The organism is Alcanivorax sp. (assembly GCF_019431375.1).
In the GTDB taxonomy this organism is placed as follows: domain Bacteria; phylum Pseudomonadota; class Gammaproteobacteria; order Pseudomonadales; family Alcanivoracaceae; genus Alcanivorax; species Alcanivorax jadensis_A.
Map to the genome: position 1 here is coordinate 3873309 of NZ_CP080267.1, position 24370 is coordinate 3897678.

Sequence of the window (24370 nt, forward strand, 5' to 3'; positions counted from 1 at the left end):
TCAGGAGGACAGTGGGTAATGGTATTCTTCCGGCAGGAGCGACGCTCCTGCGGAAGGGTTAACCCGCTGCTAAAATCGCCTGACGCACGCAGTGCAGCACGCCGGTGGGCCAGTCATCGGCCAGCAGGTCTTTCAACTGCCGGTAGCTGAAGGTGTCTTCGGCCAGGTTGGGTTGGCTGAGCAGGGCATCCTGGATGATGCCGATCTCCATTTCGCTGATACCCAGTGCCTGCTCCAGGCTGAGTTGGTTGGCGGTGACCAGTTTAGCCAGTTCCCGGTACACGGTCTGTTCGTTCAGGTTCTGCTGGCGGGCGATGGCGCTCGGGCTCATGTTGGCCTGGGCCAGGGCGAGGATCTCGTTGCGATCCGGGCCAGCGGGCTCGGCCACGCCGGCGTTGTCACCGTTGCCATTGAGAATGGCCAGGAACTCGTCCCCGTAGCGTTCCAGTTTGCGGTCGCCGACACCGCTGACCGCGGCCATTTCCATGCGGTTGCGCGGGCGGATGGCGAGCATGTCCATCAGGGTGGCGTCGTGGAAGACCACGTAGGGCGGGACCCCTTCTTCATCGGCCAGCCGTTTTCGGCAGGCGCGCAAGGCTTCCCAGAGGGTTCGGTCGGCGTCAGCGATATTGGCGTGAGCGCGACGGGTAGAGGCCTTCCTGGCCTTGGCCAGTTCCTTGCGCAGGTGCAATGGCTGCTCGCCGCGCAGGTAGGGGCGACAGGCTTCGGTGAGTTGCAGGGCGCCGAAACCGTTCATGTCCACGGTGAGCAGGCCGCGGGCCACCAGTTGCCGGTAGATGCTCTTCCACTGGTTGGCGCTGAATTCATTGCCGATGTTCCAGGTGGACACATGGTCGTGGCCGGCGCTGGCCACCTTGTCGGAACGATTGCCGGTGAGCACGTCGATCAGATGGTTGGCGCCGAAGCGCTGGCCGGTGCGATACACGCAGCTCAGGGCTTTCTGGGCGGCCTCGCTGGCATCGAAGGTCTGCGGCGGGTTCAGGCAGGTGTCGCAGTTGCCGCAGGGTTGTTCCAGCGTCTCACCGAAATAGTGCAACAGGGCCTGGCGGCGGCACTGGGTGATTTCGCACAGTCCCAGCATGGCTTCCAGCCGCTGGTTTTCGTTGCGTTTGTGCTGCTCATTGCCACTGCTCTGGGCCAGCATCTGCTTGAGCTTGATGGCGTCTTCCAGGCCGTAGGCCATCCAGGCGGTGGCGGGTTCCCCATCGCGGCCGGCACGGCCGGTTTCCTGATAATAGGACTCGATGCTTTTGGGCAGGTCCAGGTGGGCCACGAACCGCACATCCGGCTTGTCGATCCCCATGCCGAAGGCAATGGTGGCCACCATTACCAGGCCGTCTTCGCGCAGGAAGCGCTGCTGGTGGGTTTCGCGGGTTTGTGCGGGCAGGCCGGCGTGGTAGGGCAGGGCGTTGACGCCCTGCTGGCACAGCCATTCCGCCACCCGCTCCACCTTGTTGCGCGACAGGCAGTAGACGATGCCGGCGTCGCCGGCGTGCTCGGCACGAATCAGCCGCAGCAGCTGGTTGCGGGCGCCGTCCTTGCGCTCGATGCGGTACTGGATGTTGGGGCGGTCGAAGCTGGAGACGAAGTGACGAGCCTGGGTCAGGTCCAGGCGTTCGGCAATTTCCATTCGCGTGCGTTGATCCGCCGTGGCGGTCAGGGCGATGCGTGGCACATCGGGGAATTCCCGATGCAGCAGCGACAATTGCAGATAATCGTTGCGGAAATCATGGCCCCACTGGGACACGCAGTGGGCTTCGTCGATAGCAAACAGGGCAATCTGCGCCTGATGCAGCAGGGACAGGGTGCGTGGCTGTATCAGACGCTCCGGGGCGATGTAGAGCATGTCCAGTTCGCCGTTGAGCAGGGCGTCTTCCAGGGCCCGCTGTTGCTCCATGTTCAGGGTGGAGTTGAGGAAGCCGGCCCTGACACCCAGCGCCTTGAGGGCATCCACCTGATCCTGCATCAGGGCAATCAGCGGGCTGATCACCACGCCGGTGCCAGCGCGTACCAGCGCCGGAATCTGGTAGCACAGGGATTTGCCGCCGCCAGTGGGCATTAATACAAGTGCATCGTCGCCCTGAATCAGGCTATCGATAATGGTCTGTTGTTCACCACGGAACTGGTGATAGCCAAAGACGTGCTGGAGAACGGAGTGGGCATCGGATTGCATGCGGCGAGTATACCTGCCGCCGACCGGCACTGACATCCGCCTGCCGGCAAACTGTGCTAGGTTCGGGTGAAATTTCAGCGGGGATGCATGTAGGTGATGCTCGATATCTTTCGTCAGTTTCTGCTGCTGGGGCTGGTCAGCTTTGGCGGGCCGGCGGCCCATGTGGGCTATTTTCATCGTCGCTTCGTGGAGGAGTTGCAGTGGCTGGATGAGGCGGAGTTTGCCCGCCTGCTGGCGCTGACCCAGTTTCTGCCCGGGCCGGCGTCAAGTCAGTTGGGCTTTGCCATTGGCCGGGTACGCGGTGGTGTCTTCGGGGCTTTTGCCGCGTTTGTTGCCTTTACCCTGCCGTCTTTTCTGTTGATGGCACTGTTGGGGATCTACGCCACGTCTTTGCCAGACTGGCTGCAGGGTGGGGCGATCACGGGGCTGAAGTGGCTGGCGGTGATCGTGGTGGCCGATGCGGTGTGGAATATGGGCCAGCGTTTCTGTGCCAGCGGTTTGACCCGCACCATCGCCGTGCTGGTGGCCATGCTGTTGGTGCTGTGGCCGGCGCTGGTCGGGCAGATGCTGGCCTTGCTGGTGGCCGCCGCCATTGGCTGGCACTGGTTGCGACCGGATCAGGGCGTGGTGGCAATGGGCAAACCGGTGTGGCGCCGCTGGCCGTTGCTACTGTTCGCGCTGCTTGCCGTTGTCGCCCTGTTGCCGGGCGGGCGGGTGCTGGGCCTGTGGAATGATTTTTTTGCCGCCGGTTCCCTGGTGTTTGGTGGGGGGCATGTGGTGCTGCCCTTACTGCAGGAACTGGTGGGGCCACAGATGTCCCCGGATCAATTTCTCACTGGCTACGCAGCTGCCCAGGCGGTGCCCGGGCCCATGTTCTCGCTGGCCTCCTATCTGGGGGCGGTGCTGCTGCCGGCCAGCCCCTGGTGGGGCGCCCTGATCGCCACCCTGGCCATCTTCCTGCCGGGCTTTCTGTTGGTGCTTGGGCTGATGGAGGGGTGGCAATGGCTCTCTTCCCGCCCGGCCCTGGCCGGTGCAGTAGCGGGAATCAATGCGGCGGTGGTGGGGTTGTTGCTGGCGGCCCTGTATCAGCCGGTCTTCGTTTCTGCCGTGCATGATCTGTGGGGTTTGTTGATCGTGGTGGCGGGGTTTGTGGTGTTGCGCAGCAAGACGGTGCCGTTGTGGGGGATGGTGCTGGGCATGGCGGCGCTGGGGGTGATTACGGGGGTTCTGTAGGAGCGGCGCTTGAGCCGCGAACCGCGTCTAAGCGCGGGATCGTCCAAAGGGCGATCAGGTATCGCATTGCAACCGGCTTTACTTTTTACGTTCTGGTCCATTTCCTCGCCAAGGCTCGGATTCGCGGCTCAAGCGCCGCTCCTACAGCAGCTTCGAGGAAAAGGCTGGCAGCAATTCCTGCGGCGCGTACACGACGGGCGGTGCTTGCCTGAAGGTCGGAATAATGGTTCACTCCTTGCAAGAAATGAATATGGATTCCGACTATGGCTTACCGGGAAACTGCCAATGTGAAGGCGCGCAAGGCGGCCCAGCGTGATCATCTGCTGCGCAGTGCCGAGCAGCTGGTGCGTGAAGGTGGCTTTGCCAACCTGACCATGCAGACCCTGGCGGCGGAAGCCGGGGTCGGCGTGGGCACCCTGTATCGCTATTTCGACAACAAGGCAGTGTTGGCGGCGGAGGTATTTCGCGTGGCCACCGAGCGTGAAGTCGCGGCAGTGGCACAGGCCATGGAGCACACCGGCAGCTTTTCCGAACGGCTCAGCCATGTGCTGCAGGTCTTTGTGCAGCGCGCCCAGGCGGCGCCCCGGCTGGCCTGGTCGCTGATCGCCGAGCCGGTGGACCCGGCGGTGGACGCGGAGCGTCTTGCCTATCGCCAGCGCTACGCGGAGCTCTATCAGCAGTTGCTCAGCGATGGTGTTAGGCAGGGCGTGCTGCCGATTCAGGATACGGCGATCAGCGCGGCGGCCCTGGTGGGCGCCATTGCTGAAGCCCTGGTGGGCCCGTTGTCCGATCCCCTGCCAAAAGCCAATCTGGCGAAATCCCTGAGCCAATTCTGTCTGCGTGCCGTGGGGATATCCCCGGCGCAGGCCCAGCTTATTGAGCAGCAACAGACTGCATGATTTTTTCGGGAGAGCTGCAATGAATGCCAAGCACGGTACTCTGCACAAACGGGACCAACAGGCGAAACCGGAACCGTTGGCCCAGACCCATGAGGTCTTTAATCAGGCCCGGGCGCTGGAGAATTACAACGCCTACGACAATGACACTGCCCTGCGCGAGGCGGTGCGCCGACATGGGGCCGGCTGGGCGGAGGACAAGCTGTCCGCCCATGGCGCCAAAACCGGCAGCGCCGAAGTGATCGAGTGGGGCTTTCTGGCCAATGAGCACAAGCCGCAGTTTTTTTCCCACGATCGTCAGGGCTATCGGGTGGACTTCGTAAAGTACCACGAGGCCTACCATCGGCTGATGACGCTGGGCCTGGAATCCGGCATTCATTCGGCTCCATGGTCTGATCCGAAGCCGGGCGCCCATGTGGCCCGGGCGGCGCAGAGCTATCTACAGGGGCAGGTGGAGGCCGGCCATGGCTGCCCGCTGACCATGACCTTTGCCTCGGTACCTTCCATCAAGCTGACCCCCTCGCTGGCAAAGGAATGGCTGCCCAAGATTCTCAACAATGCCTATGACCCCCGTAATGTGCCGCATACGGAAAAGCAGGCACTGACTATCGGTATGGGCATGACCGAAAAGCAGGGCGGCTCCGATGTGCGCGCCAACACCACCCGGGCATATCCGATTGCTGCCGAAGGCCCCGGTGAAGCTTATGAGCTGGTAGGCCACAAGTGGTTCACTTCTGCGCCCATGTGCGATGCCTTCCTGGTGCTGGCCCAGACCGACAGCGGCCTGAGCTGTTTCCTGGTACCGCGCTGGCGCGCGGACGGCAGCAAGAACCCGATCCAGGTGCAGCGGCTGAAGAACAAGATGGGCAATGTCTCCAATGCCTCCTCCGAGATTGAACTGCGCGGCGCCCTGGGCTGGATGGTCGGCGACGAGGGCCGCGGTGTACCGGCCATTATCGAGATGGTGGCCATGACCCGCTTCGATTGCATGGTGGGTTCCACCTCCGGTCAGCGCCAGGCAGTGGCCCAGGCGGTGAACCATGCCATGGGCCGTGCTGCCTTCGGCAAGACCCTGATCGACCAGCCGTTGATGCGTAATGTGCTGGCGGACCTGCAGCTGGAGGTGGAGGGTTCTCTGGCCATTACCATGCGCATGGGCGAGGCGCTGGATAACACCACCCTGGACCCGGACAACGAGCACGAGAAATTGCTGCTGCGGCTGGGCCTGCCAGCGGGCAAGTACTGGATCTGCAAGCGCACCCCGTTCCATGCCTACGAGGCCATGGAGTGCCTGGGGGGCAACGGCGTCACCGAAGACTTCATCATGGCGCGCCTGTATCGCGAGGCGCCCATCAATGCCATCTGGGAAGGCTCCGGTAATGTGCAGGCCCTGGACATGCTGCGGGCCCTGGCCAAGACCCCGGCGGTGCTGGATGTGTGGTTCGCCGAGCTGGCGAAAACAGTCGGCAGCGATCCCCGTCTGGACAAGGCGGTAACTTCGCTCAAGCGGGAATTTGCTGACATGGAGGAAGCCGAATACCGGGCCCGGGATATCGTCGATCGCTTGTCCCTGACCATGCAGGCCAGCCAGCTGGTGTCGGCAGGCAATAGCGCCGTGGCAGACGCCTTTATTGCCTCTCGTCTGGGGGAGCACGGGGACCGTAACTATGGGACCCTGCCGCGGGGGCTGGATCTGGATACGATTTTGCGGCGGGCAAACCCGTGGGAAGGCAATTAATAGTTAATAATGAATAATTAATAACGTCGCGGGCACCCTCTAGTGCCAGCTCCAATCGCAGAGGCCGGGCTCATAGCATGGGCGCGGCCTCTTGTGTTTCAGGCTCTGACAGGCAGTCTCGCGCAGCTATTAATTATTCATTATTAACTATTAATTAAAGCTTCAGTTTTCCTGCGATCTCGAACCACATTGCCCGGAAGGCCTGGGCGGAGGGGGTGTAGGGGGCGAATTCGCCGACCGGGGCGCGGTGGTCTCCCATCTGTTCAACATGGGTGGAGTAGGGGATCCAGGTCTTCAGTCCGCCTTTCATGCTCTTGGGGCGCTTGACCAGCATTTCCACATGCAGGTCCCGGTGCCGGTCCACCATGTTGAAAAAGGGCACCACGGTGAGGTTCTTGTAGTTCTTGCCGTCCAGCCAGTCCAGCACCTGCTCAAAGGCGCGAACGGACAGATGGGTGGGGATTACCGGCACAAACAGGTAGTCCACTGCCGCAAAGATGCTTTCTGCCACCGGGCTCAGGGTGGGGGGGCAATCCAGGATCACCAGTTCGTAGCTTTCCCCCAGCGGGGCGATCAGCTGTTTCAGGCGATTCTTGGCGCCGCCATTCTCCATCAGCTTGATGTCCGCATTGCGCATGGAGATATCGGCGGGGATGGCATCCAGATTGGCCCAGCGGGTTTCCCGCTTGAGCCGGCCGATGGGCTGTTTGCCCTTGATCAGATTGCCGGCCTTGTAGCCGTCGCCGTCATCCACTCCCAGATAGAAGCTGGCGGCCCCCTGGGGATCCAGGTCCCAGAGCAGGGTACGGTGCTTCCAGCGTGCGGCATGCCAGGCCACATTCACGGCCGAGGCGGTCTTGCCCACGCCACCTTTCAGGTTGTAAAAGGCTATGGTTTGCATGGCGTCCCATTCCTGTAAGCTTGCAAAAAGCGCTACGATATTGGTGATTGGCACTGGCGCCGCCGGTTAACCGGCACAACGGCTGGGCTCAGGCTAGCATGAACCGGAAAGATGTCCCACGATTGGACGGCCTTCCGGGGTGGCCTGGCTTGTGATGCGGGGCCACAGGCTGTTTAATAGCCAGCCAAAAACGTGCCCGTTAGGGCCAAAACTTGACCCTGAGTCCGTAGTTCCATCGCGGCGCCTGACGCAAGCCTTTGCCGCCACAGAAAATTTTCTTCAGTCGATCGCATTCCCGATGCGACGCTTCTTCAGAAAATCTCCTGTGACAACAAATGCTTGCGCCATGCATCCACGCTGAAGTTACGGACTCAGGCTGACGCTACAGGTATCCAGGGTGACAGCGACGAAACGCTACCAGGTCTTTATCAGTGCCACCTTTCCCGATATGCAGGGGGCGCGCCAGGCATTGATGCTGCCGATGATCGAGCACGGCATGATCCCCACCGGCCTGGACAGTTCCGCCGCCGATGGTAATACCCTGCTGCCGGTGATCCAGAAGCTGATCGAAACCAGCGACTACTTCGTCCTGATCGTGGGCGGGCGCTACGGCACCCTGTCACCCATGGGGCTCAGTGAGTTGCACCGCGAATACATTTTTGCTGCCACCAAGCGCAAACCCATCGTTGCTTTTATTCACGATAACCCGGCCATGCTGCGCACTGACCAGCAGGAGTCCACCCGTGATGGTCAGGTGCGCCGGGACGACTTTGTACGCCTGCTGGAAGAGAAAGTGGCCTGTTTCCGCTGGACTACGGAAAATGGTCTGGCAGAGCTGGCCCACAAGGTGATCCCCAATCTGATGCGTGAGCATCGTGCCGATGGCTGGGTGCGGGCGGATCAGGCCGGCCTGGGCGGTGGCGGGGCTGAAGTCGAGGCCCTCAAGGCCCGTATCGAAATGCTGGAAAAAGAGCGGGAAGACAGCTTGAGTCAGGCAAGGCCGCCACTGAAGACCCTGTCCCGGGGTGGCGATCTGGTAGCACTGGATTACTCCTGCAATGTCTATGAAGGTGGCGACTGCAAGCTGGCCATGGTCACCACCCGGATCAGCTGGGATCAGGCGTTTTCCTGTGTGGCCCCGTTGATGATCAACCCGGCGTCGGAACCGGTGATGCAGAAAACCCTGGAAGATTTTATCGGTCGCAAGGCCCTGGCCGATGTACAGCAGGATTTCCCTCGCGCCCACGCGGTACGCAACGTGGTGCTGGCGGCCCATTCCTTCAATCAGATCAAGATTCACCTGCGCGCCCTTGGCCTGATTACCAAGTCACCGGAGAAGGATAACCGCGGTCTGCCGTTGTGGCAGCTGACGTCCCATGGGGACAACACCATGAGTCAGGTGATGGCGGTGAAGCGCTCCATCAAAATCTAGTTAATAGTGAACAGTTAATAGTTAACAGCGGCGCGGAACAGTGTTGTCTGTTCTGAAAGCAAAGAGGCCGCGTCCATGATTTGGACGCGGCCTCTTGCGTTTCCAGTCACAAGACGCTGGAGCGCGTCGCTGTTAACTGTTCACTATTAACGGTTAACTCAGTCCAGCTTCCCTTTCAGGAACGCTAGAACCTCATCCACAGCCACCTCGGTATTCTCCGCATCCGCACGCCCTTTATATTCGAGCACGCCATTGTCCATGCCCCGTTCGGCGATGACGATGCGGTGGGGGATGCCGAGCAGTTCGCTGTCGGCCAGTTTCACGCCCAGGCGCTCTTTCTCGCGGTCGTCGAACAGCACTTCGATGCCGGCGTTGGTCAGTTCCGCGTAGAGTTTTTCAGCCAATTCGCGCTCGCGGGGGCTCTTCTTGATGTTCACCGGCACCAGGGCCACCTGGAAGGGGGCAATGGCTGCCGGCCAGATAATGCCGCGGTCGTCATGGTTCTGCTCAATGGCCGCAGCCACTACCCGGGTGACGCCGATGCCGTAGCAGCCCATGGGCATGACTACGGATTTGCCGTTCTCATCCAGCACCTTGGCGCCCAGCGCTTCGGAGTACTTGGTGCCCAGCTGGAAGATGTGGCCCACTTCGATGCCGCGCTTGATGGTCAGGGTGCCCTTGCCGTCCGGGCTGGGGTCGCCCTCCACCACGTTACGCAGGTCGGCCACTTCCGGCAGCGCCACGTCGCGCTCCCAGTTGATGTTGAAGTAGTGCTTGCCGTCTTCATTGGCGCCGGCGCCGAAGTCACTCATCACTGCCACACTGCGGTCGATGACAACCGGAATCGGCAGGCCCACCGGGCCCAGAGAGCCTGGACCGGCACCGACGACCCTACGGATTTCCTCTTCGCTGGCGAACTCCATCGGCGTGGCCACGGCGTCCAGTTTTTCCGCCTTGATATCGTTCAGCTCGTGGTCACCACGAACCAGCAGGGCCACCAGCTGACCTTCTTCCGCACCTTTCACCACCAGTGTCTTGACGGTTTTCTCGATGGGCAGATCGAACTGTGCGACCAGCTCTTCGATGGTTTTGGCGTTGGGGGTATCCACCTTTTCCATGGCCGCCCCGGGGGCCGGGCGCTCGATAGCGGGGGCCAGAGCTTCTGCCAGCTCCACATTGGCGGCGAAATCGGAGCTGTCAGAGAAGGCGATGTCATCTTCACCGGAATCGGCCAGCACGTGGAACTCGTGGCTGGCGGCGCCGCCGATGGCGCCGGTATCCGCTTCCACCGGACGGTAGTCCAGGCCCAGGCGATCAAAGATGGCGCAGTAGGCCTGGTGCATGATCTGGTAGGTGGCTGCCAGGGATTCTGTGTCGGTGTGGAAGGAGTAAGCATCCTTCATGATGAATTCCCGCGAGCGCATGATGCCGAAGCGCGGGCGGATTTCGTCACGGAACTTGGTCTGGATCTGGTAGAAGTTGGCCGGCAGCTGCTTGTAGCTGTGCAGCTCGTTGCGAACCAGATCGGTAATCACTTCCTCATGGGTGGGGCCCAGGCAGAAAGGATTGTTATGGCGATCGGTAATGCGCAGCAGCTCCGGACCGTAGGCCGGGGCCCGGCCGGACTCTTCCCACAGCTCCATGGGCTGGACCACCGGCATCAGCACTTCCTGGGCACCGGCCCGGTCCATTTCCTCGCGGACAATGTTCTCCACCTTGCGCAGCACGCGCAGGCCGGTGGGTAGCCAGTTGTACAGGCCGGAAGCCAGCTTGCGGACCATGCCGGCACGCAGCATGAGCTGATGGCTGATGACAACGGCATCCGCCGGTGTTTCTTTTACGGTGGCAAGCAGGTACTGGGAAGTGCGCATAGGAGACAGTCTTTCGCCGGTTATTGCTGAAGCCGGCCATTTTAGGGGCAAAGGCGCTTCGTCACCAGCCATCATGATTGGCGCTGGGATTGTTACGCCCGCTTTCGTATCCTCACTGCTATCCAGGATGAGATGGCGAGCCATATGTTGAATGCACAGGAAGTACAGGACGTGATCTACCAGGGGCTGCCGGCGGCGTCCGAGGAGGGGTTACGGGTCGAAGCGGTGGGGGATCGTCGTGCCCGGATGCGCAGTCCTTTCCGGCCCTCCACGATTCGGCCCGGCGGTACCCTGTCCGGTCCGACCATGATGGGGCTGGCCGATGCTGCCATGTATGCGGCGATTCTTGGTGAGCTGGGTCGTGTGGAAATGGCGGTGACCCAGAATCTCAATATCAATTTCCTGTCCCGCCCGGCACAGAAGGACCTGATCGCCGACGCCGTCATTCTGCGGTTGGGGCGGCGTTCGGCCGTGCTGGAAGTGCAGCTGTTCAGCGAGGGCAGTGACGAGATGGTTGCTCACGTGACCGGAACCTATGCGCTGCCGATCTAGCTACTGGGAAATTCCATGGACGTCGTCATTTCTACGAAGCCGTTGTAGGAGCTATGCTTGCATGGCGAACCGCGCTTGCGTGGAAATCGCCCGGAGGGCGATCAGGAATCTCTGAGCTCGACAGGTCGCTGCAGAAATCATGGCGGATAGACGTTGATCTCTGTCGCCTCGCTACGCTCGGTTCGCATGTCGCAGACGTCCTGGGGGCAAGCATAGCTCCTACGCCAAGGGTCGGTTCGCCCTCAGCGACTTTCCTACAACTCGCTCTCTTCATTGCAGCTCCTTCTCCCAGATCAGATCCAGGCTGTTGGCGCGGGTGCTGGAGCGGGCTTCCAGGTGGAGTTGCCGGGTCAGGGTGTAGCGCAGCATGACCGTGGAAACCGCGTCGAACAACCCCACCGCGTAGGTCAGGTACAGCCGGTCGGAGAGCTGTTTGCCCAGCATCAGGGCGGCATCGTCGGTTTCCCAGTCACTGCCCACACTGATTTCATCCACGCCCAGTGTGTCGCCGAGTTTTTCGGTGACGCCGCTGCCCTTTTCCAGTCCGTATAGTGCCAGGGCCTGGGCAATCTGGTTGTTGTCGCCTTTCGATCCCCGCTCCAGTGGCCGGCCGGTGAGCAGGTAGGACATGGCCTGGCTCTGCTCCATGCCCGGCTCGGAGAACAGGCTGGCTTCCGGTTCCTGCAGAGTGCCGCTGAGCTGCACGCCAACCACCACGTTTTCACTGGGTACCTTGCGGATGGCACGAATATCCAGGCCCGGGTTGTCCGGCGGGCCCTGGAAAATCAGCTGGCCGTCACTGATGGCCAGGTTCTGGCCATAAGCCCGGTAGCGACCTTCACGGATCACCAGTTCACCATTGAGTTGCGGCGGTTGTTGCGGTTGCTGTTCCACTTGCAGGGTGCCGCCAAGCATGGCGTCCAGGCCAAAGCCTTGGAAGTGCACCTTGTCTCCCAGGTTGACGGTGACATCAATGCCCAGCGGCAGGCCGCTGCTTTTCTCGCCTTCTTGATGGACCAGTATTTGATCCTTGCTGACAGTGACGGCGCCCTCGGGAAGTTCAGTGGGGCGGATTTCCGCTTCCGGGACAGTGAGCTTGCCACCCAGTTTCAGTTCATCCAGGTTCCCCTTAAGCACCAGTGTGGGGTTGAGCAGTACCCGTGCGTCGGGTCTGTCTGCCACCAGTAGCCGTTGGCCATTCAACGACAGATTCACCGAGGCCGGCCATTCCCTCGGGTCCAGGGTGCCGGTCAGGGTCATTGTGCCTTCGCCCAGGGTGGCAGACCCATTCACATCCAGCTGTCCACGGGGTGAACCCTGCACGTCCATTTCCAGATCGGTAACGGCGACCCCCAGGGCGGGGATCAGGGCGCGGCCGTTTTCCAGCCGGATGCTGCCGTTCATCAGGGGCTGACGAAGGGTGCCATCCAGTGCGAAATCACCACGAACCTGGCCGCTGATTTCACGCAGATCGGTGGTGAACAGGGTCAGGGGCGCCAGGCTGGAGATCTGTAATGCCACCTGACCTGCCAGGGGGGATTCCGCATCCAGGCCGTGCTCCACGGTGGCTTGGGCGCTGGCCAGGTCCGACACCAGCGTCAGCTCGCTTGCCAGACGCCGTTGTTGCAGTGTTCCCTGAACAGAGAGTTGCTCGATTGCAAGCTCCTGGGGATCGTCGGCGGTGCGCATGGCAATCCGGGCATTCCGGGTTTGCAGCTGGTAATGGCCATTTGGATTGTCCAGCGAGCCTTGCAGAGTCGCTTCGCCATCCACGCTGCCCTGCACGGCAAAGTCCGGGCCCAGTAGCGCGCCGGCCAGAGCCAGCGGCAGCGCGCTGAGTGAGGCGTTGACGTCGATCTGGTTGTCGGCGGCGCGTCTGCCTTTCAGGCAGAGTCGGCTCTGTGTCTGCTCAAGACAGAAAGGGGTGATGGACTGGGCCGTGGCGGAAAGCTGCACTGCCGTGTCTTCGGCCTGCTGCCAGCGGCCCAGTTGCTGATGCATCAGGCCGGTTTCAGACACGGTGCCTTGCCACTGAGGCGTATCCTTGAGCCCCTTTAACGTGCCTTGCAGGCTTGTTTCCAGGCTGACCTCGTCGCGTCGGAAACGGGCCATTGCGGTGTGGTTGGCCAGGGTGCCGTTGAGGCTGAGATGGGCGGCGGCGAGCTGCTCCATGTCGCCTTGGCGAAGCGTCTCGCTGTCCAGTTCCAGCGACATGGTCTGCTGGCCCAACCCGAGTGCGCGGAACCGGGTTTGCAGGGAGGCCAGTGACCAATCCTGCCAGCCGAGCTGCTGACCGTTCAGGTTGCCGGTCAGATTGGGAGTGGCCATTGGGCCGCGAACTTGCAGCTGACCACTGAGCTGACCCTGCAGATCCGGGTAAAGCTGGTCCAGTCGCTTCAGGTCCACGGTGGTGTCCAGTGACCAGTTGGGCAGAAGAGCGCCTCGCCCGCGCAGGCGGTTGTCACCCCAGTGAACATCGCTGTCCAGTTGCAGGCGTTGCTGGTGGCTTTCCAGGGTGGCGTTGGCAGTCAGAGGCTGCTGGCGCACCCGGCCTTCCAGTTGGACCCGGCTGGGCGACAGGGTCCACTGTTCGCCAGTGTAGCGGCCCCGGCTGTTACCCTGCACGCTGAGCTGGCCGGGGAATCGTGGATGTAGCAGGCCGGTGTCCAGTTTGCCTTTGACGGTCAGATCCCAGGCCAAGGGGCTGAACAGCAGTTCACCGTGGCCTTCCAGTTGCTGCTCGCCATCATCAAGCTGTATCTGCTGCACTGCCAGGCCGCCGTCGATCAGTTGGCTTTTCAGGGACAGGTTCACGGTCTTGTCGCCGCTGGTCAGACTGCTTTGGCCGACTATTTCCAGAGCTGCCAGCGGACCCCGAGTGGTCAGCGTGCCGCCACCCAGTGACAGGGGTTGTGGCAGCGTCAGAGGTAACGGCTGGGCCGGCCACTGATGCTCCAGGGCTAGTGGCCGTTGCGGCTCCCCGAGCCGCCATTGGCCCTGACTGTGAATCTGCAGGGGGGCGTCCAGTTGGTGACGTAGTTGCAGGGCTGACAGGTGACCACTGAGCTCCAGCTGGCCCGCCAAGTGATCCGCGGTAACGGTATCGTTCTGTGCCAGCGGCATCTGCCAGCGGGCCTGCCCCTGAATCTCGATGGGGGCGGCAAGGCTGCCCTGGGCGGTGGCTTCCACGCTGATGTCGGCCACCGTGCGGGTGGTCAGGCTGGCCAGTTGAAAGCGGCGCCAGGCTGCCAGTTGCCGGGCATCCAGTTCACTGACCACCTGGTTGCCGTTAACCCGCAGTGAGGCCAGGGTCAGGGTGTCGATGCGCACACCCAGGGGGAGTGCCAGGCTGCCCGGCAGGCTGGCTGCGGGTGAGTCGTCAGTTTCCTGACCGGGGGGCAGGGACAGGCTCAGATTACCCAGCGATAAAGAGGTGAATTCCAGCCATCCACGGGTGAGAGAGGCGGGCACCAGTTCTGCTTCCAGTTGGTCCAGGCTCACTGACAGATCGTCCAGCTGATAGCGCATCCCGGTAATGGTGACCCGGTCCAACAGACTGCCTCGCCAGTTCTCCACCTGCAGCTCACCGGGGATCAGCTCGCTGACCTGACTGAGCAGCCAGCGGTTGCCGGTGGCGGTGCCCAGCAGCAGCCAGGTGGTCAGCACCACAATCAGTATCAGGCTGAACAACAGCCCGAGCAGACCGATGCTGAGACGCTTGAGGGCTCGCCGGATCACAGGTCTGGCCCCATGCTCAGGTGCAAACGCCAGTCGCGGTGTTCGTCCACGGCCCGAGCCAAATCCAGGCGAATCGGTCCAAGTGGGGAGCGCCAGCGGATGCCGAAACCGGCGCTACGCCGGATCTCGAAATCATTGATGTCATTGAACGCATTGCCGCCATCGGTGAATACCGCCAGGTGCCATTTCTCGGTGATCGGATGATCGTACTCCAGGCTGCCGGTGGCCAGATGGCGACCACCGATGACCTCATCATTGTCGGCCTGTGGGCCCAGGGATTCGTAGGCGAAGCCGCGAACACTGGAATCACCGCCGGCAAAGAAACGGATAGAAGCGGGTAGTTCTCGCACATTGGTCACTTCCGTGTAACCCAGGTCACCGCGCACCAGCACCCGCCCGCCGAGCAAAGGGAATAGAATCTTGGCGTTGCCGGTAAGTTGCAGGAAGGATGCGGTGGAAGACAGGTTGCGGTTGGCAAAACGGACCTTGCTGCTCAAGCGCCAGCCGAAGGAGGGGTAGATGGGGTCGTTGGCCTTGACGCGGCTGAGCTGGAAGCCGGGAATGATCAACTCGGCCTGATCCACTTCCTCGGCGATCTCGTAAGTCTCGCGCAGGTAGGTCAGCGAGGTGGTGGTGACCCAGCGATTTTGTAGCTCAACGATATAATCGGCACCGGTGGTCCAGCGCTCGTTGTCTTTGCTGTCGGTGGCCTCATTCACGTAGCTGCTGTGGAAATCCAGCCGTTCGCGCTGGGGATCTTTCAGCGGGATCTGATAGCTGGCACCGGCGCCTTGCTGCACCTGGGACACCTCCGTTTCCGCCCGAAAGCGGTGGCCGGCCCGGTTAACCCGACGATTTTCCACCCCCAGACGCACCCGTGGCCCGGTATCGGTGCTGGCACCGACACCGGCAAGCAGTGACCATCGATTTTTGTCCGTCAGGTTGATGCTGACAGGAATGGTGCGGGTGCTGTCATCCGGGGTGCCTTTCTGCACGCGCACGGCGCTGAAATAGCCGGCACCGAGAAAGGCCTGTTGGGTTTCCAGCAGCTGTTTGCTGTTGAAGGGCTCACCCTGGGAAAAGCTCACATAGGCATTGACCAGCTTGTCTCTCAATTCACTGCCGGTAAGGGTGACGGCACCGAAGTCGTAGCGGGGGCCGCTGTCCACATGCAATGTCATGATTGCCTGACGTTTGCGGGTGTCTACGCTGAGTTTATGTTGGGTCAGTTTTCCCTGCACGTAGCCACGGCTGATCAGGTGCTGCTGCAGATTTTTTTTCAGGGTGGAGTATTGGTCGTGCTGCAAGCGTTTGCCGATGGCCAGTTGGGCATTCGCCACCAGCTGGTTGAAGGCGTCATCGTTGGCAGCATCGCCGGTAATGCGAATGTCGGCGCGTTGCAGGATGACGGCGGGGCCGGTTTGCACATCCACAGTTACCCTGACACAGCCGTCTTCATGGTCCGTGTTCAAGGACAGGGTGCTTTCGTAGTAGCCCATGGCCTGCAACGCTTGCTGGCTGTCGGCGAGAATCTGCCGGCGGATCAAACCATATTGGGCCGTGGGCGGCTCGCAGGGGTAGCGCGACAGGTCCACCAGGGCACGGATGTTACGGCTTACCGCCTCGCTGGCATCGCCGGTGAGGCGCAGTTGCGGGGCATCATCAGCGAAAACCGGGATGGCGAGTAGCATCAGCAGTAGTGTGGCCAGCCATGTTGTCTGCTGATGTAACCTCAAGTCCTGCATCCCTTCTGTTGTTTCCGGCAACCGGGCGATTGGCTCTTTTTTTACCCGGTACGGTAACGTGCGGTCATTCCACAGTGTAAGGCAAGTTGTGACAGTCAGTCTTTGCGAAAGTGCTTGTCGCGCTGGTAGTCACTGGCGGTGGGGCGTTTTTTCAGGCGTCGTTGCAGGGTACGTCGATGGATGCCCAGGGCGTCGGCGGCACGGGAGATGTTGCCATCGTGGGCATCCAGGGTGCGCTGGATATGCTCCCACTCCAGCCGTTGCAGGGAGGGTGGTGTGGCGGGTAACGGCAGGGTCGGGTTGGTTGGGTCGGCATCCAGTGCCCGCAGGATGTCATCAGGGCTGGCGGGTTTGGTGAGATAGTTGCGGGCACCGCGGTGGGTGGCGGCCACTGCGGCAGTAATACTGCCATAGCCGGTGAGCAGGATGACGCTGCAATGCGGGAAATGTTCGAGGATGGGGGCGATTAGATCCAGGCCGTTGTCGTTGCCCAGGTTCTGGTCGAGGATCGCTCCTTCCAGGCTGGTCAGGTGAGCGAGCAGGGCCAGGGCCTGTTCCGCATTGTGGCCGACGGCTACTTTATTGCCTCGGTGTTCCAGAGCGCGGGCGGTCTGCCGGGCCAGCTGTTCATCGTCTTCCACCAGCAGCAGTTGGCGTTCACTCATCTTGAGGACTCCCGTGGCCAGTCGATGCGTGCCTGGGTCCAGCGGGCTCCTGATTCCATTTCCAGCTGTGCACCCATCTGTTCCAGCGTGGTGCTGACCAGGGTCAGGCCGATGCCCATTCCTTCCCGGGCCGATGCCGCATGGGCGGGGCCGTCATCGCTGACCTGTAAACGGTAGTCCTGCCCCCGCTCACTCAAGGTAATCGCCAATCGGGTGGCCCCGGCATCCATGGCGTTATAACCCAGATTGCAAAGTACCCGAAACCAGCCTTCCGGGTTGGCCACTGTAGGGTCTGCATCCAGTTGATGGGTGATGGACAGGGTGGGTGCCAGATGCCGAAGGTGTTGTTGCAATTTGCTCAGCAGCTCACTGAAAGGCAGGGATTCCGGCAGCAAGGTGTTGTTGCCCTGCTTCAGGCGCTGCGCCACATTTCTTGCCAGTTTTTCCATCTGGGTGACTTCATCGCGAAGCGTGTCGGGGAGTTGGGGCGCATGCAGAATGTTGTCTGCCAGCATCACCAGGGTGCCGAGTGGCGTATTCAGTTCATGGGCCTGGTCGGCCAGGGTGGCAGCAATCTGGTACATGTGCTCGCGGCGACCGGCCAGATCAATGGCCTGCTCCTGCTGGCGCTGCTGTTGGCGCATCAGGCGCTGAATCACCTGACCCAACAGGGTCAGCATGATAAGCAGGGCAATAAAAACGGCGGCCATGCCGATGCCGTGAAGGCCGCTGAGCTGGTGGCTTAGTGCGTGCAGCGGGCTGTCCATGGCGGGCATCTGATACCAGCTCATGGATACCATATAGCCGCCCAGAGCCAGTACGGCTACCAGTATCCCGTTTTTCAGCGGCAGGGTCAGCGAGGCCAGCAGTGCGGGTACCAGCAGGTAGAATGACAGGGGATTGCCGGCACCGCCAAAACCCTGGATCAGGCCGGTGAACAGGATCGTATCCAGGGTCAGTTCCAGCGTCAGCAACGGGGCATGGCGTTGGCGAACCACCCGGTGGGAGAGAAGAGTGATCAGGCTGGGTAGCAGCAGGGCCGCCAGCCAGCCCAGTTCATTCAGGCGATAGCCACTATGCCCCTGGCTTTGCAGCACCATAAGAGCAAGGGTAATGATCAACACCAGCAGACTGCGCAGCCAGATCAGGCGCAGACGCCAGTTCAACAGGGGGGGGCGGGTATCCATGGGGGTATTGTAAAGGCAAAGCTGGGTGGGTGGGTGCGGCAGATTGTCCCGGTTAGGCAGCTACAAGCTTGAAGCTACAACGCGAATCAGGGAGGTGCTAGCCGAAGCGAGCCGACGCCGCGCCCGTATTTTTCTATATCGCCATGGGTTAAGCGCGAAGGTATTGGTCTATCGGTTGGCTCTATGCCATCCCGTGTTGCAGCTTGAAGCTCGCAGCTGATTTCAAGGCCGCAGCAGCGCCCCGTCAAGCAACTCCCCGGCAAAGGCGGGCAGTTTCGGGTGGCGGCGGTGGCTGGCCTTGTGCAGGCGGAAACCGGCCTGGCGGAAGATGCGGGCAGTGTCACGGGTGAGCTGGCAGCCGCAGGCCAGGTGCTTCCAGGCCGGGTTCATGCCTTTTTGCAGGTGCTGCACCCAGCGTCGATCACTGAGCACATGTTCCAGCGCCAGTAGAGTGCCCCCGGGTTTGAGTACCCGGAAGGCTTCTGCTGCCGCCCGCTCCGGGTCGGGAATAGTGCAGAACACCAGGCAGGCAACCACCGTATCGAAGTGTTGGTCCGGGTAGGGCAGTTGTTGGGCGTCACCGGTGCGGAGCACAAACCGGTCCGGGTGCGGGCATTGGCTGGCCGCTTCCCGTGCCAGTTCCAGTAGTGCCTGGGCCGGCTCGATGCCGTGGATTTCGGTGGCCGCATCGCTGTAGAAAGGAAAGTTGCTGCCGGTGCCGACACCCAGTTCCAGAACGCGTCCGAGGGCCTGACCGACGATTCGCTCGCGGTCCCGGTAAACCGGACGGGTTGCCCAGTCCAGTAATACCGGGAACAGCTTGTCTTCATACAGTGACATCAGCCGCGCTCGGGCAGTACATACTTTTCCGGGTTATTGAGCATGTCCATGCTCAGCGGATCGCTGATGATACTGGTCAGATTGCGGTCGGTCTGCTTGCTGAACTTGCGGCGCAGCTTTTCAAACTTTCGGAAGCTGCGGAAGTTCAGGGCATACAGCCGTACTTCCTGCAGGCGCTTGTAGGAATACATTACGTCCAGTGCGTCCATGGAGAACTCCGGGCGGATCTTCATGGCCTTTTCCAGGTAGCTGATTGCCTCGTTGAGGTCGCGCTTGCGGTTCATGTAAATCAACGCATTGGCGTATTCGTAGTTGACGATGGGAATATCGCCAGCCATCTCCATGGCCTCGGCGAAGGATTCTTCCACGGTGGTGGTGCGTGCCCCATACGTCATGCGACCGGTAAACTTGCCTACCCGACGCATGATGCCGGCATCGACGCCGGCACGGAAAGCATGTGCCAGCGGCTGCTCTGGCATCACCTCAACCACTTCCTCGGCACTGCTCTTGATCTTGCCGATATAGCGGCGTGCCACCACGATGGGTACCGGAGATTCTTCGGCGATCCGGGCAATGGCATAGGCGTAACCCAGTTTCACAGTCGCCACAATCGGGGCTACCTCTGGGTCATCCTCCGCTTCCTTCATGTCGTCGAAGTATTCCTGGGCCTGGTTGGCCACATCCTGAAGCATCATGTACTTGGTGCTCTGACGATCAGCCAGATAGATGGCGTACATGAGCTGTGAGAACAGAGAGGGAATCTTGCCGATGGCGCCCAGCTTCAGGCCTTCTTCGCGGGCTTGCTGGAAATCGCCGGCAAAGAACATTCTCCAGACCGCCAGGTAGCGGCGTTCCAGACCATCGTAATCCTTGCCATCCCAGTTCTGGATGTCTTCTGACATGAACGGGTATTTCTTGAACTGGGTACGCATGTAGTCCGCGGAGGGATAAGGCACTTTCAGGCCGCGCATCAAATAATCCCACTTCTCGCGGATTTGAGCGTCGGTGTAGGTGAAGTAGCTTTTCTTGTAGGGGACTTCGTTCCACTTTTCCTGGAAGATGCGCTCATCCACCGGGATTTCCTGCATTTGCAGTTCTTCTGCGGTCACTTCGTCCATTTCGTCATCGTAGTCGTCGTCGCGTGCCGCATGGAGTTGCAAGCTCAATGCACAAAGCGCGATCAGACACAGGGAATGCCAGAACCGTTGAGGATATGCTGTCATGATGGTTTACAGCTCTTGTTGTTGTTGTGTGTTTTATCAGGGTATGAAATACAACTTGTGGCCATTATTGTCGCGAAATGCCTGCTGCAGACAGATGCTACAATAACGACAGAAAAGCCGTTTCTGGCTTTCCCTATACCCCGTTTTTAGAGGCGACATGGTCGCCGGGCCCCGATAGCCCTTGTAATGGCATTAACAATGCCATGGGCTTGGACGGTGGACAAGTTCCTGAGGGTATGTATTTTTCTTGGGAAATGTATCTGGAAGGTTGCCGCCCGACAGAAGGTCAGGCGGCGCGGGGTAAATCCTAGCGGGTGCCGCCGGCATCACGCAGCAACTGGGCGTAGTCGCTGCACTTCGGGTGGCTGTCGATATGAGCCAGCAGGGTACGGCCTTGGGGGTCCCGGGCATTGAGATCCCGGCCCTGTTCCAGGAAGAACCCGATGAAACGCCCGAAATCTTCGGCCCGCAGGGCCCGGTAGGCTTTCTCGAGCACGTGGAAGTCGGCGTTCACCCCTTCTTCGCTGGAGAAATCCAGGAAAACCTTGATCTGTTCATCGGTCATCGGCTCGCCGATCACCTTTTTCTTGTCTTTACGCTCTGCCATGGGCGCGCTCCTTGATTTTTTACAGGGGCTGAATGCTGGCGCCTCGGGGTGGCTGTGGTTGGCCAGAAAACAACCAGGGTCAGTCAGCGTGCTATCAGTGGGCGCGGATTATAGAGGCTGGGATGGCCAGGGGCCAGAGGAGGAGGAGAGAGAAGGTCAACCGCCGGGCCGAAACCCGGCGGTGGCAAGTGGCATCAGGATGCCATGTCCTTGAGCTTTTTCAGCGGACGCACTTTTACCATGGTGCGGGCCGGCTTGGCGGCGAAAGTGGTTTCTTCGCCAGTAAACGGGTTAATGCCCTTGCGTGCTTTGGTGGCGGGTTTTTTCTGGGTGACGATCTTCATCAGGCCCGGCAGGGTGAACTGACCAGCACCGCGTTTCTTCAGATGACCTTCCATGATGTCGGCCAGCTCATCGAATACGGCGTTGACGTCTTTCTTGGTCAGGCCGGTGGTATCGCTGATCTGGTTAACGATCTGGGTCTTGTTCATCGGTTCGGTGATGGTTTTAACCTTGCGAGCCGCAGTAGCGCTGGTGGCTTTGGCAGCTGTCTTTTTCTTTGCAGCCATGGATTACTTACCCCTTGTTTTGTGTCTTCCTGAGAATGTGTGTCTCCGCCGAACGGCGGGGAACCGGTCTTGCTTCCCTGTCAGGTACGCCCCTGGACTGCGCAAACTCAGAGGGCCACTGAATTGGTTCGCATCTGTTATATGCCATGAATTTTCACTGCACAAGCCGTCAAACCACTATTTTTTACGGACTTTCAACAAAAAAAGGGCGGATGTGGCCTGTTTGGCAGGGAATCGCCCCCCGGCATGGCTCGCAGGCGGTGGAATCGCTATACTGTGGCGCCTTTTTCAGCGACCCGGGGACCAGCGCTGCCGACAGATGCGGTCGGCTCCGGGTAGCGCCCTCAGAAATACAAGCGGAAGTTAAGCATGCGAAGCCATTATTGCGGTGATTTGCGAGCCTCCCACGATGGAGAAACAGTTGAGCTTTGCGGTTGGGTCAGTCGCCGCCGTGACCACGGTGGGGTGATTTTCCTGGACCTGCGCGACCGTAATGGTCTGGTGCAGGTGGTGTTCGATCCGGACACCGTGGAAGCCTTTGCGCTGGCCGACAAGGTTCGCAGCGAGTACGTAGTGCGCCTGACCGGGCTGGTGCGCATGCGCGATGAAGCGGTGCGCAACAGCAAGATGTCCACCGGCGATATCGAAGTGCTGGGCAAGGAACTGACCATCCTCAATGAGGCACAAACCCCGCCGTTCGAGCTGGATGCGCATGGCGGCGCCGGTGAAGAGGTGCGTCTCAAGTACCGTTATATGGACCTGCGTCGCCCGGAAGTGCTGCGCAACTTCCAGTTCCGTTCGCGCCTGACCCACGTGGTCCGCGCCTTCCTGGAAGGCGAAGGGTTCATGGATGTGGAAACCCCCATTCTGACTCGGGCAACCCCGGAAGGCGCCCGGGATTACCTGGTGCCCAGCCGTACCCACCCCGGCAGTTTCTTCGCGCTGCCGCAGTCGCCGCAGCTGTTCAAGCAGCTGCTGATGGTGGCCGGCTTCGATCGTTACTACCAGATCGCCAAGTGCTTCCGCGACGAGGATCTGCGCGCCGATCGTCAGCCGGAATTCACCCAGATCGACCTGGAAGCCTCCTTCGTGGAGGAAGAGGACATCATGGGCATCACCGAGCGCATGGTGCGCTCGGTGTTCAAGGAACTGCTCGATGTGGAGCTGCCGGACTTTCCGCGCATGCCGTTCTCGGAAGCCATGCAGCGTTTTGGTTCCGACAAGCCGGACCTGCGTATCCCGCTGGAACTGATCGACATCGCTGACCTGCTGGCCGGTGTGGACTTCAAGGTGTTCTCCGGCCCGGCCAACGATCCGAAAGGGCGTGTGGCGGCCATGAAAGTACCGGGGGGTTGCAGCCTGTCGCGCAAGGATATCGACGGCTATACCAAGTTTGTCAGCATCTACGGTGCCAAGGGTCTGGCCTATATCAAGGTCAACGATCTGGCTGCCGGTGCTGAGGGTTTGCAGTCGCCGATCCTTAAATTCCTAACCGAAGACGCCATCCAGGGCATTCTTGAGCGCACCGGCGCCGAGACCGGCGACCTGATCTTCTTCGGTGCTGACAAGGCCAAGATTGTCAACGAAGCGCTGGGTGCGCTGCGCGTGAAGGTGGGTCACGACCTGAACCTGGTCGAGGGCGACTGGGCGCCGTTGTGGGTGGTGGACTTCCCCATGTTTGAAGAGGATGACGGCCAGTACTACGCGCTGCATCACCCCTTCACCATGCCCAGCTGCAGCCCGGAAGAGCTGAAGAGCAACCCGGAAGGGGCGCTGTCCCGTGCCTATGACATGGTGCTCAACGGCACCGAGCTGGGTGGCGGTTCCATCCGTATCCACAACCCGGCCATGCAACGCACCGTGTTCGAGGCGCTGGGCATTTCCGAGGAAGAGGCTGACGAAAAGTTCGGCTTCCTGCTTGATGGCCTGAAATATGGCGCGCCGCCACATGGTGGCCTGGCCTTCGGTCTGGATCGCATGGTTATGCTGATGACCGGCTGTGACTCTATCCGCGACGTGATCGCCTTCCCGAAAACCCAGACCGCCTCCTGCATGATGACCAATGCACCGTCACCGGTGGACAGCAAGCAGCTGCGTGAAGTGGGTGTGCAGGTTCGCAAGGAAGACAGCTAATTCAATAACAACCGGCGGCGCGACCTGCTCGCGCCGGTCTGTTCGTAGCAACTACGGGAGACACCATGGCAGGACATAGTAAATGGGCCAACATCAAGCATCGCAAGGCGGCCCAGGATGCCAAGCGCGGTAAGATCTTTACCAAACTGATTCGCGAAATCACCGTGGCGGCCAGAATGGGCGGCGGTGAACCGGCGGACAACCCGCGCCTGCGGGCAGCGGTGGACAAGGCGCTGGGTCAGAACATGACCCGCGACACCATCGACCGGGCCATCAAGCGCGGTGCCGGCGGTGATGACGATGGCAACATGGAAGAGATCACCTACGAAGGCTACGGCAAGGGTGGCGTGGCGGTACTGGTGGAAACCATGACCGACAACGTGAACAGAACCGTAGCCGAGGTGCGTCATGCATTCTCCAAGTTTGCCGGTAACCTGGGCACCAGCGGCTCCGTGGCCTTCCTGTTCAGCAAGCGTGGTGAGATCTTTTTCGAGCCCGGGGTGGACGAAGAACGGCTGATGGAAGTGGCCCTGGAAGCCGGTGCCGAGGACGTGGAAGAAAACGATGACGGCAGCTTCCTGGTCATCACCACCCCGGACAAGCAGTTCGGTGACGTGATCGATGCCCTGCGCGAAGCCGGTCTGGAATTCGCCGACGCGGAAGTGACCATGCACCCCTCCACGGAAGCGGAGATGGATGCGGACACCGCGGAAACCGTGCAGAAGATGATCGACATGCTGGAAGATCTGGACGACGTGCAGAACGTCTACACCAACGCCAGCTGGCCGGCGGAAGAAGAGGAATAGCTACTAGCTGTGAGCTGCTAGCTTCGAGGAAAGCAAAAAC

At 60.8% G+C, this 24370-nt stretch carries 18 protein-coding genes; 7 read left to right on the plus strand and 11 right to left on the minus strand.

What is annotated here, in order from left to right:
• Nucleotides 1-58: 58 nt before the first annotated feature.
• On the minus strand, nucleotides 59-2194 hold the full coding sequence (gene recQ / locus KZ772_RS18095) for a DNA helicase RecQ (protein ID WP_290537801.1): 2136 nt from the start codon (nucleotides 2192-2194) through the stop codon (nucleotides 59-61).
• 96 nt (nucleotides 2195-2290) lie between these two features.
• Here recQ and chrA point away from each other — a divergent pair, with 96 nt between their 5' ends.
• The 3 genes from chrA (at nucleotide 2291) to KZ772_RS18110 (ending at nucleotide 6061) form a co-directional block, all read left to right on the plus strand.
• Entirely contained in the window at nucleotides 2291-3427 is a 1137-nt protein-coding gene (chrA, locus tag KZ772_RS18100; protein ID WP_290537802.1) for a chromate efflux transporter, read from the plus strand.
• Between the two features lie 263 nt (nucleotides 3428-3690).
• Nucleotides 3691-4326 carry a TetR/AcrR family transcriptional regulator gene (locus tag KZ772_RS18105; protein WP_290537803.1) on the plus strand — a complete coding sequence of 212 codons (636 nt, stop codon included), beginning with the start codon at nucleotides 3691-3693 and terminating at the stop codon, nucleotides 4324-4326.
• A gap of 19 nt (nucleotides 4327-4345) precedes the next feature.
• Nucleotides 4346-6061 carry an acyl-CoA dehydrogenase family protein gene (locus tag KZ772_RS18110; RefSeq protein WP_290537804.1) on the plus strand — a complete coding sequence of 572 codons (1716 nt, stop codon included), beginning with the start codon at nucleotides 4346-4348 and terminating at the stop codon, nucleotides 6059-6061.
• Between the two features lie 154 nt (nucleotides 6062-6215).
• Here KZ772_RS18110 and KZ772_RS18115 read toward each other — a convergent pair whose 3' ends face one another.
• On the minus strand, nucleotides 6216-6962 hold the full coding sequence (locus KZ772_RS18115) for an AAA family ATPase (RefSeq protein WP_290537805.1): 747 nt from the start codon (nucleotides 6960-6962) through the stop codon (nucleotides 6216-6218).
• Nucleotides 6963-7359: 397 nt separating this feature from the next.
• Here KZ772_RS18115 and KZ772_RS18120 point away from each other — a divergent pair, with 397 nt between their 5' ends.
• The gene (locus KZ772_RS18120; RefSeq protein WP_290537806.1) at nucleotides 7360-8394 is read left to right on the plus strand and encodes a DUF4062 domain-containing protein; all 1035 of its coding nucleotides are present in this window, start codon (nucleotides 7360-7362) and stop codon (nucleotides 8392-8394) included.
• A gap of 158 nt (nucleotides 8395-8552) precedes the next feature.
• Here KZ772_RS18120 and KZ772_RS18125 read toward each other — a convergent pair whose 3' ends face one another.
• Nucleotides 8553-10265 (minus strand): proline--tRNA ligase, encoded by a 1713-nt coding sequence (locus KZ772_RS18125; protein ID WP_290537807.1) that lies wholly within the window; start codon nucleotides 10263-10265, stop codon nucleotides 8553-8555.
• Nucleotides 10266-10409: 144 nt separating this feature from the next.
• Here KZ772_RS18125 and KZ772_RS18130 point away from each other — a divergent pair, with 144 nt between their 5' ends.
• The gene (locus tag KZ772_RS18130) at nucleotides 10410-10817 is read left to right on the plus strand and encodes a PaaI family thioesterase (protein ID WP_290537808.1); all 408 of its coding nucleotides are present in this window, start codon (nucleotides 10410-10412) and stop codon (nucleotides 10815-10817) included.
• Nucleotides 10818-11087: 270 nt separating this feature from the next.
• Here KZ772_RS18130 and KZ772_RS18135 read toward each other — a convergent pair whose 3' ends face one another.
• From KZ772_RS18135 to KZ772_RS18170, 8 genes are all read right to left on the minus strand, one after another.
• The gene (locus KZ772_RS18135) at nucleotides 11088-14555 is read right to left on the minus strand and encodes a translocation/assembly module TamB domain-containing protein (protein WP_290537809.1); all 3468 of its coding nucleotides are present in this window, start codon (nucleotides 14553-14555) and stop codon (nucleotides 11088-11090) included.
• Nucleotides 14552-16291, minus strand: coding sequence for an autotransporter assembly complex family protein (locus tag KZ772_RS18140; protein ID WP_290537810.1), 1740 nt, complete (start codon nucleotides 16289-16291; stop codon nucleotides 14552-14554). The genes KZ772_RS18135 and KZ772_RS18140 overlap by 4 nt, the downstream gene beginning before the upstream one ends.
• A gap of 104 nt (nucleotides 16292-16395) precedes the next feature.
• Nucleotides 16396-16965, minus strand: coding sequence for a response regulator (locus KZ772_RS18145; protein WP_290537811.1), 570 nt, complete (start codon nucleotides 16963-16965; stop codon nucleotides 16396-16398).
• On the minus strand, nucleotides 16962-18152 hold the full coding sequence (locus KZ772_RS18150; protein WP_290537812.1) for an ATP-binding protein: 1191 nt from the start codon (nucleotides 18150-18152) through the stop codon (nucleotides 16962-16964). The genes KZ772_RS18145 and KZ772_RS18150 overlap by 4 nt, the downstream gene beginning before the upstream one ends.
• Before the next feature lie 222 nt (nucleotides 18153-18374).
• Nucleotides 18375-18992, minus strand: a complete 618-nt coding sequence (locus tag KZ772_RS18155; protein WP_290537813.1) for a methyltransferase domain-containing protein — start codon at nucleotides 18990-18992, stop codon at nucleotides 18375-18377.
• Nucleotides 18992-20215, minus strand: coding sequence for a hypothetical protein (locus KZ772_RS18160; protein WP_290537814.1), 1224 nt, complete (start codon nucleotides 20213-20215; stop codon nucleotides 18992-18994). Before KZ772_RS18160 ends, KZ772_RS18155 begins: the two co-directional genes overlap by 1 nt.
• A 307-nt stretch (nucleotides 20216-20522) precedes the next feature.
• Nucleotides 20523-20822, minus strand: a complete 300-nt coding sequence (locus KZ772_RS18165) for a PA4642 family protein (RefSeq protein WP_290537815.1) — start codon at nucleotides 20820-20822, stop codon at nucleotides 20523-20525.
• A gap of 194 nt (nucleotides 20823-21016) precedes the next feature.
• Nucleotides 21017-21391 (minus strand): HU family DNA-binding protein, encoded by a 375-nt coding sequence (locus KZ772_RS18170; RefSeq protein WP_035248851.1) that lies wholly within the window; start codon nucleotides 21389-21391, stop codon nucleotides 21017-21019.
• A gap of 369 nt (nucleotides 21392-21760) precedes the next feature.
• Between KZ772_RS18170 and aspS the strand changes: the two genes are divergently transcribed.
• Together aspS and KZ772_RS18180 are read left to right on the plus strand one after the other, a co-directional pair.
• Complete coding sequence (aspS, locus tag KZ772_RS18175; protein ID WP_290537816.1) at nucleotides 21761-23524, plus strand: aspartate--tRNA ligase; 1764 nt, start codon at nucleotides 21761-21763, stop codon at nucleotides 23522-23524.
• 65 nt (nucleotides 23525-23589) lie between these two features.
• Nucleotides 23590-24330, plus strand: coding sequence for a YebC/PmpR family DNA-binding transcriptional regulator (locus KZ772_RS18180; RefSeq protein WP_290537817.1), 741 nt, complete (start codon nucleotides 23590-23592; stop codon nucleotides 24328-24330).
• The last annotated feature ends 40 nt before the right edge of the window (nucleotides 24331-24370 follow it).

Bases quoted from the DNA above. Each gene is read 5' to 3' on its own strand.
- KZ772_RS18130 (WP_290537808.1), top strand. From the start codon at position 10,410: ATGTTGAATGCACAGGAAGTACAGGACGTGATCTACCAGGGGCTGCCG.
- KZ772_RS18160 (WP_290537814.1), bottom strand. From the start codon at position 20,215: ATGACAGCATATCCTCAACGGTTCTGGCATTCCCTGTGTCTGATCGCG.
- aspS (WP_290537816.1), top strand. From the start codon at position 21,761: ATGCGAAGCCATTATTGCGGTGATTTGCGAGCCTCCCACGATGGAGAA.
- KZ772_RS18165 (WP_290537815.1), bottom strand. From the start codon at position 20,822: ATGGCAGAGCGTAAAGACAAGAAAAAGGTGATCGGCGAGCCGATGACC.
- KZ772_RS18155 (WP_290537813.1), bottom strand. From the start codon at position 18,992: ATGTCACTGTATGAAGACAAGCTGTTCCCGGTATTACTGGACTGGGCA.
- chrA (WP_290537802.1), top strand. From the start codon at position 2,291: ATGCTCGATATCTTTCGTCAGTTTCTGCTGCTGGGGCTGGTCAGCTTT.
- KZ772_RS18180 (WP_290537817.1), top strand. From the start codon at position 23,590: ATGGCAGGACATAGTAAATGGGCCAACATCAAGCATCGCAAGGCGGCC.
- KZ772_RS18105 (WP_290537803.1), top strand. From the start codon at position 3,691: ATGGCTTACCGGGAAACTGCCAATGTGAAGGCGCGCAAGGCGGCCCAG.
- KZ772_RS18110 (WP_290537804.1), top strand. From the start codon at position 4,346: ATGAATGCCAAGCACGGTACTCTGCACAAACGGGACCAACAGGCGAAA.
- KZ772_RS18145 (WP_290537811.1), bottom strand. From the start codon at position 16,965: ATGAGTGAACGCCAACTGCTGCTGGTGGAAGACGATGAACAGCTGGCC.
- KZ772_RS18170 (WP_035248851.1), bottom strand. From the start codon at position 21,391: ATGGCTGCAAAGAAAAAGACAGCTGCCAAAGCCACCAGCGCTACTGCG.
- recQ (WP_290537801.1), bottom strand. From the start codon at position 2,194: ATGCAATCCGATGCCCACTCCGTTCTCCAGCACGTCTTTGGCTATCAC.
- KZ772_RS18125 (WP_290537807.1), bottom strand. From the start codon at position 10,265: ATGCGCACTTCCCAGTACCTGCTTGCCACCGTAAAAGAAACACCGGCG.
- KZ772_RS18150 (WP_290537812.1), bottom strand. From the start codon at position 18,152: ATGGATACCCGCCCCCCCCTGTTGAACTGGCGTCTGCGCCTGATCTGG.
- KZ772_RS18115 (WP_290537805.1), bottom strand. From the start codon at position 6,962: ATGCAAACCATAGCCTTTTACAACCTGAAAGGTGGCGTGGGCAAGACC.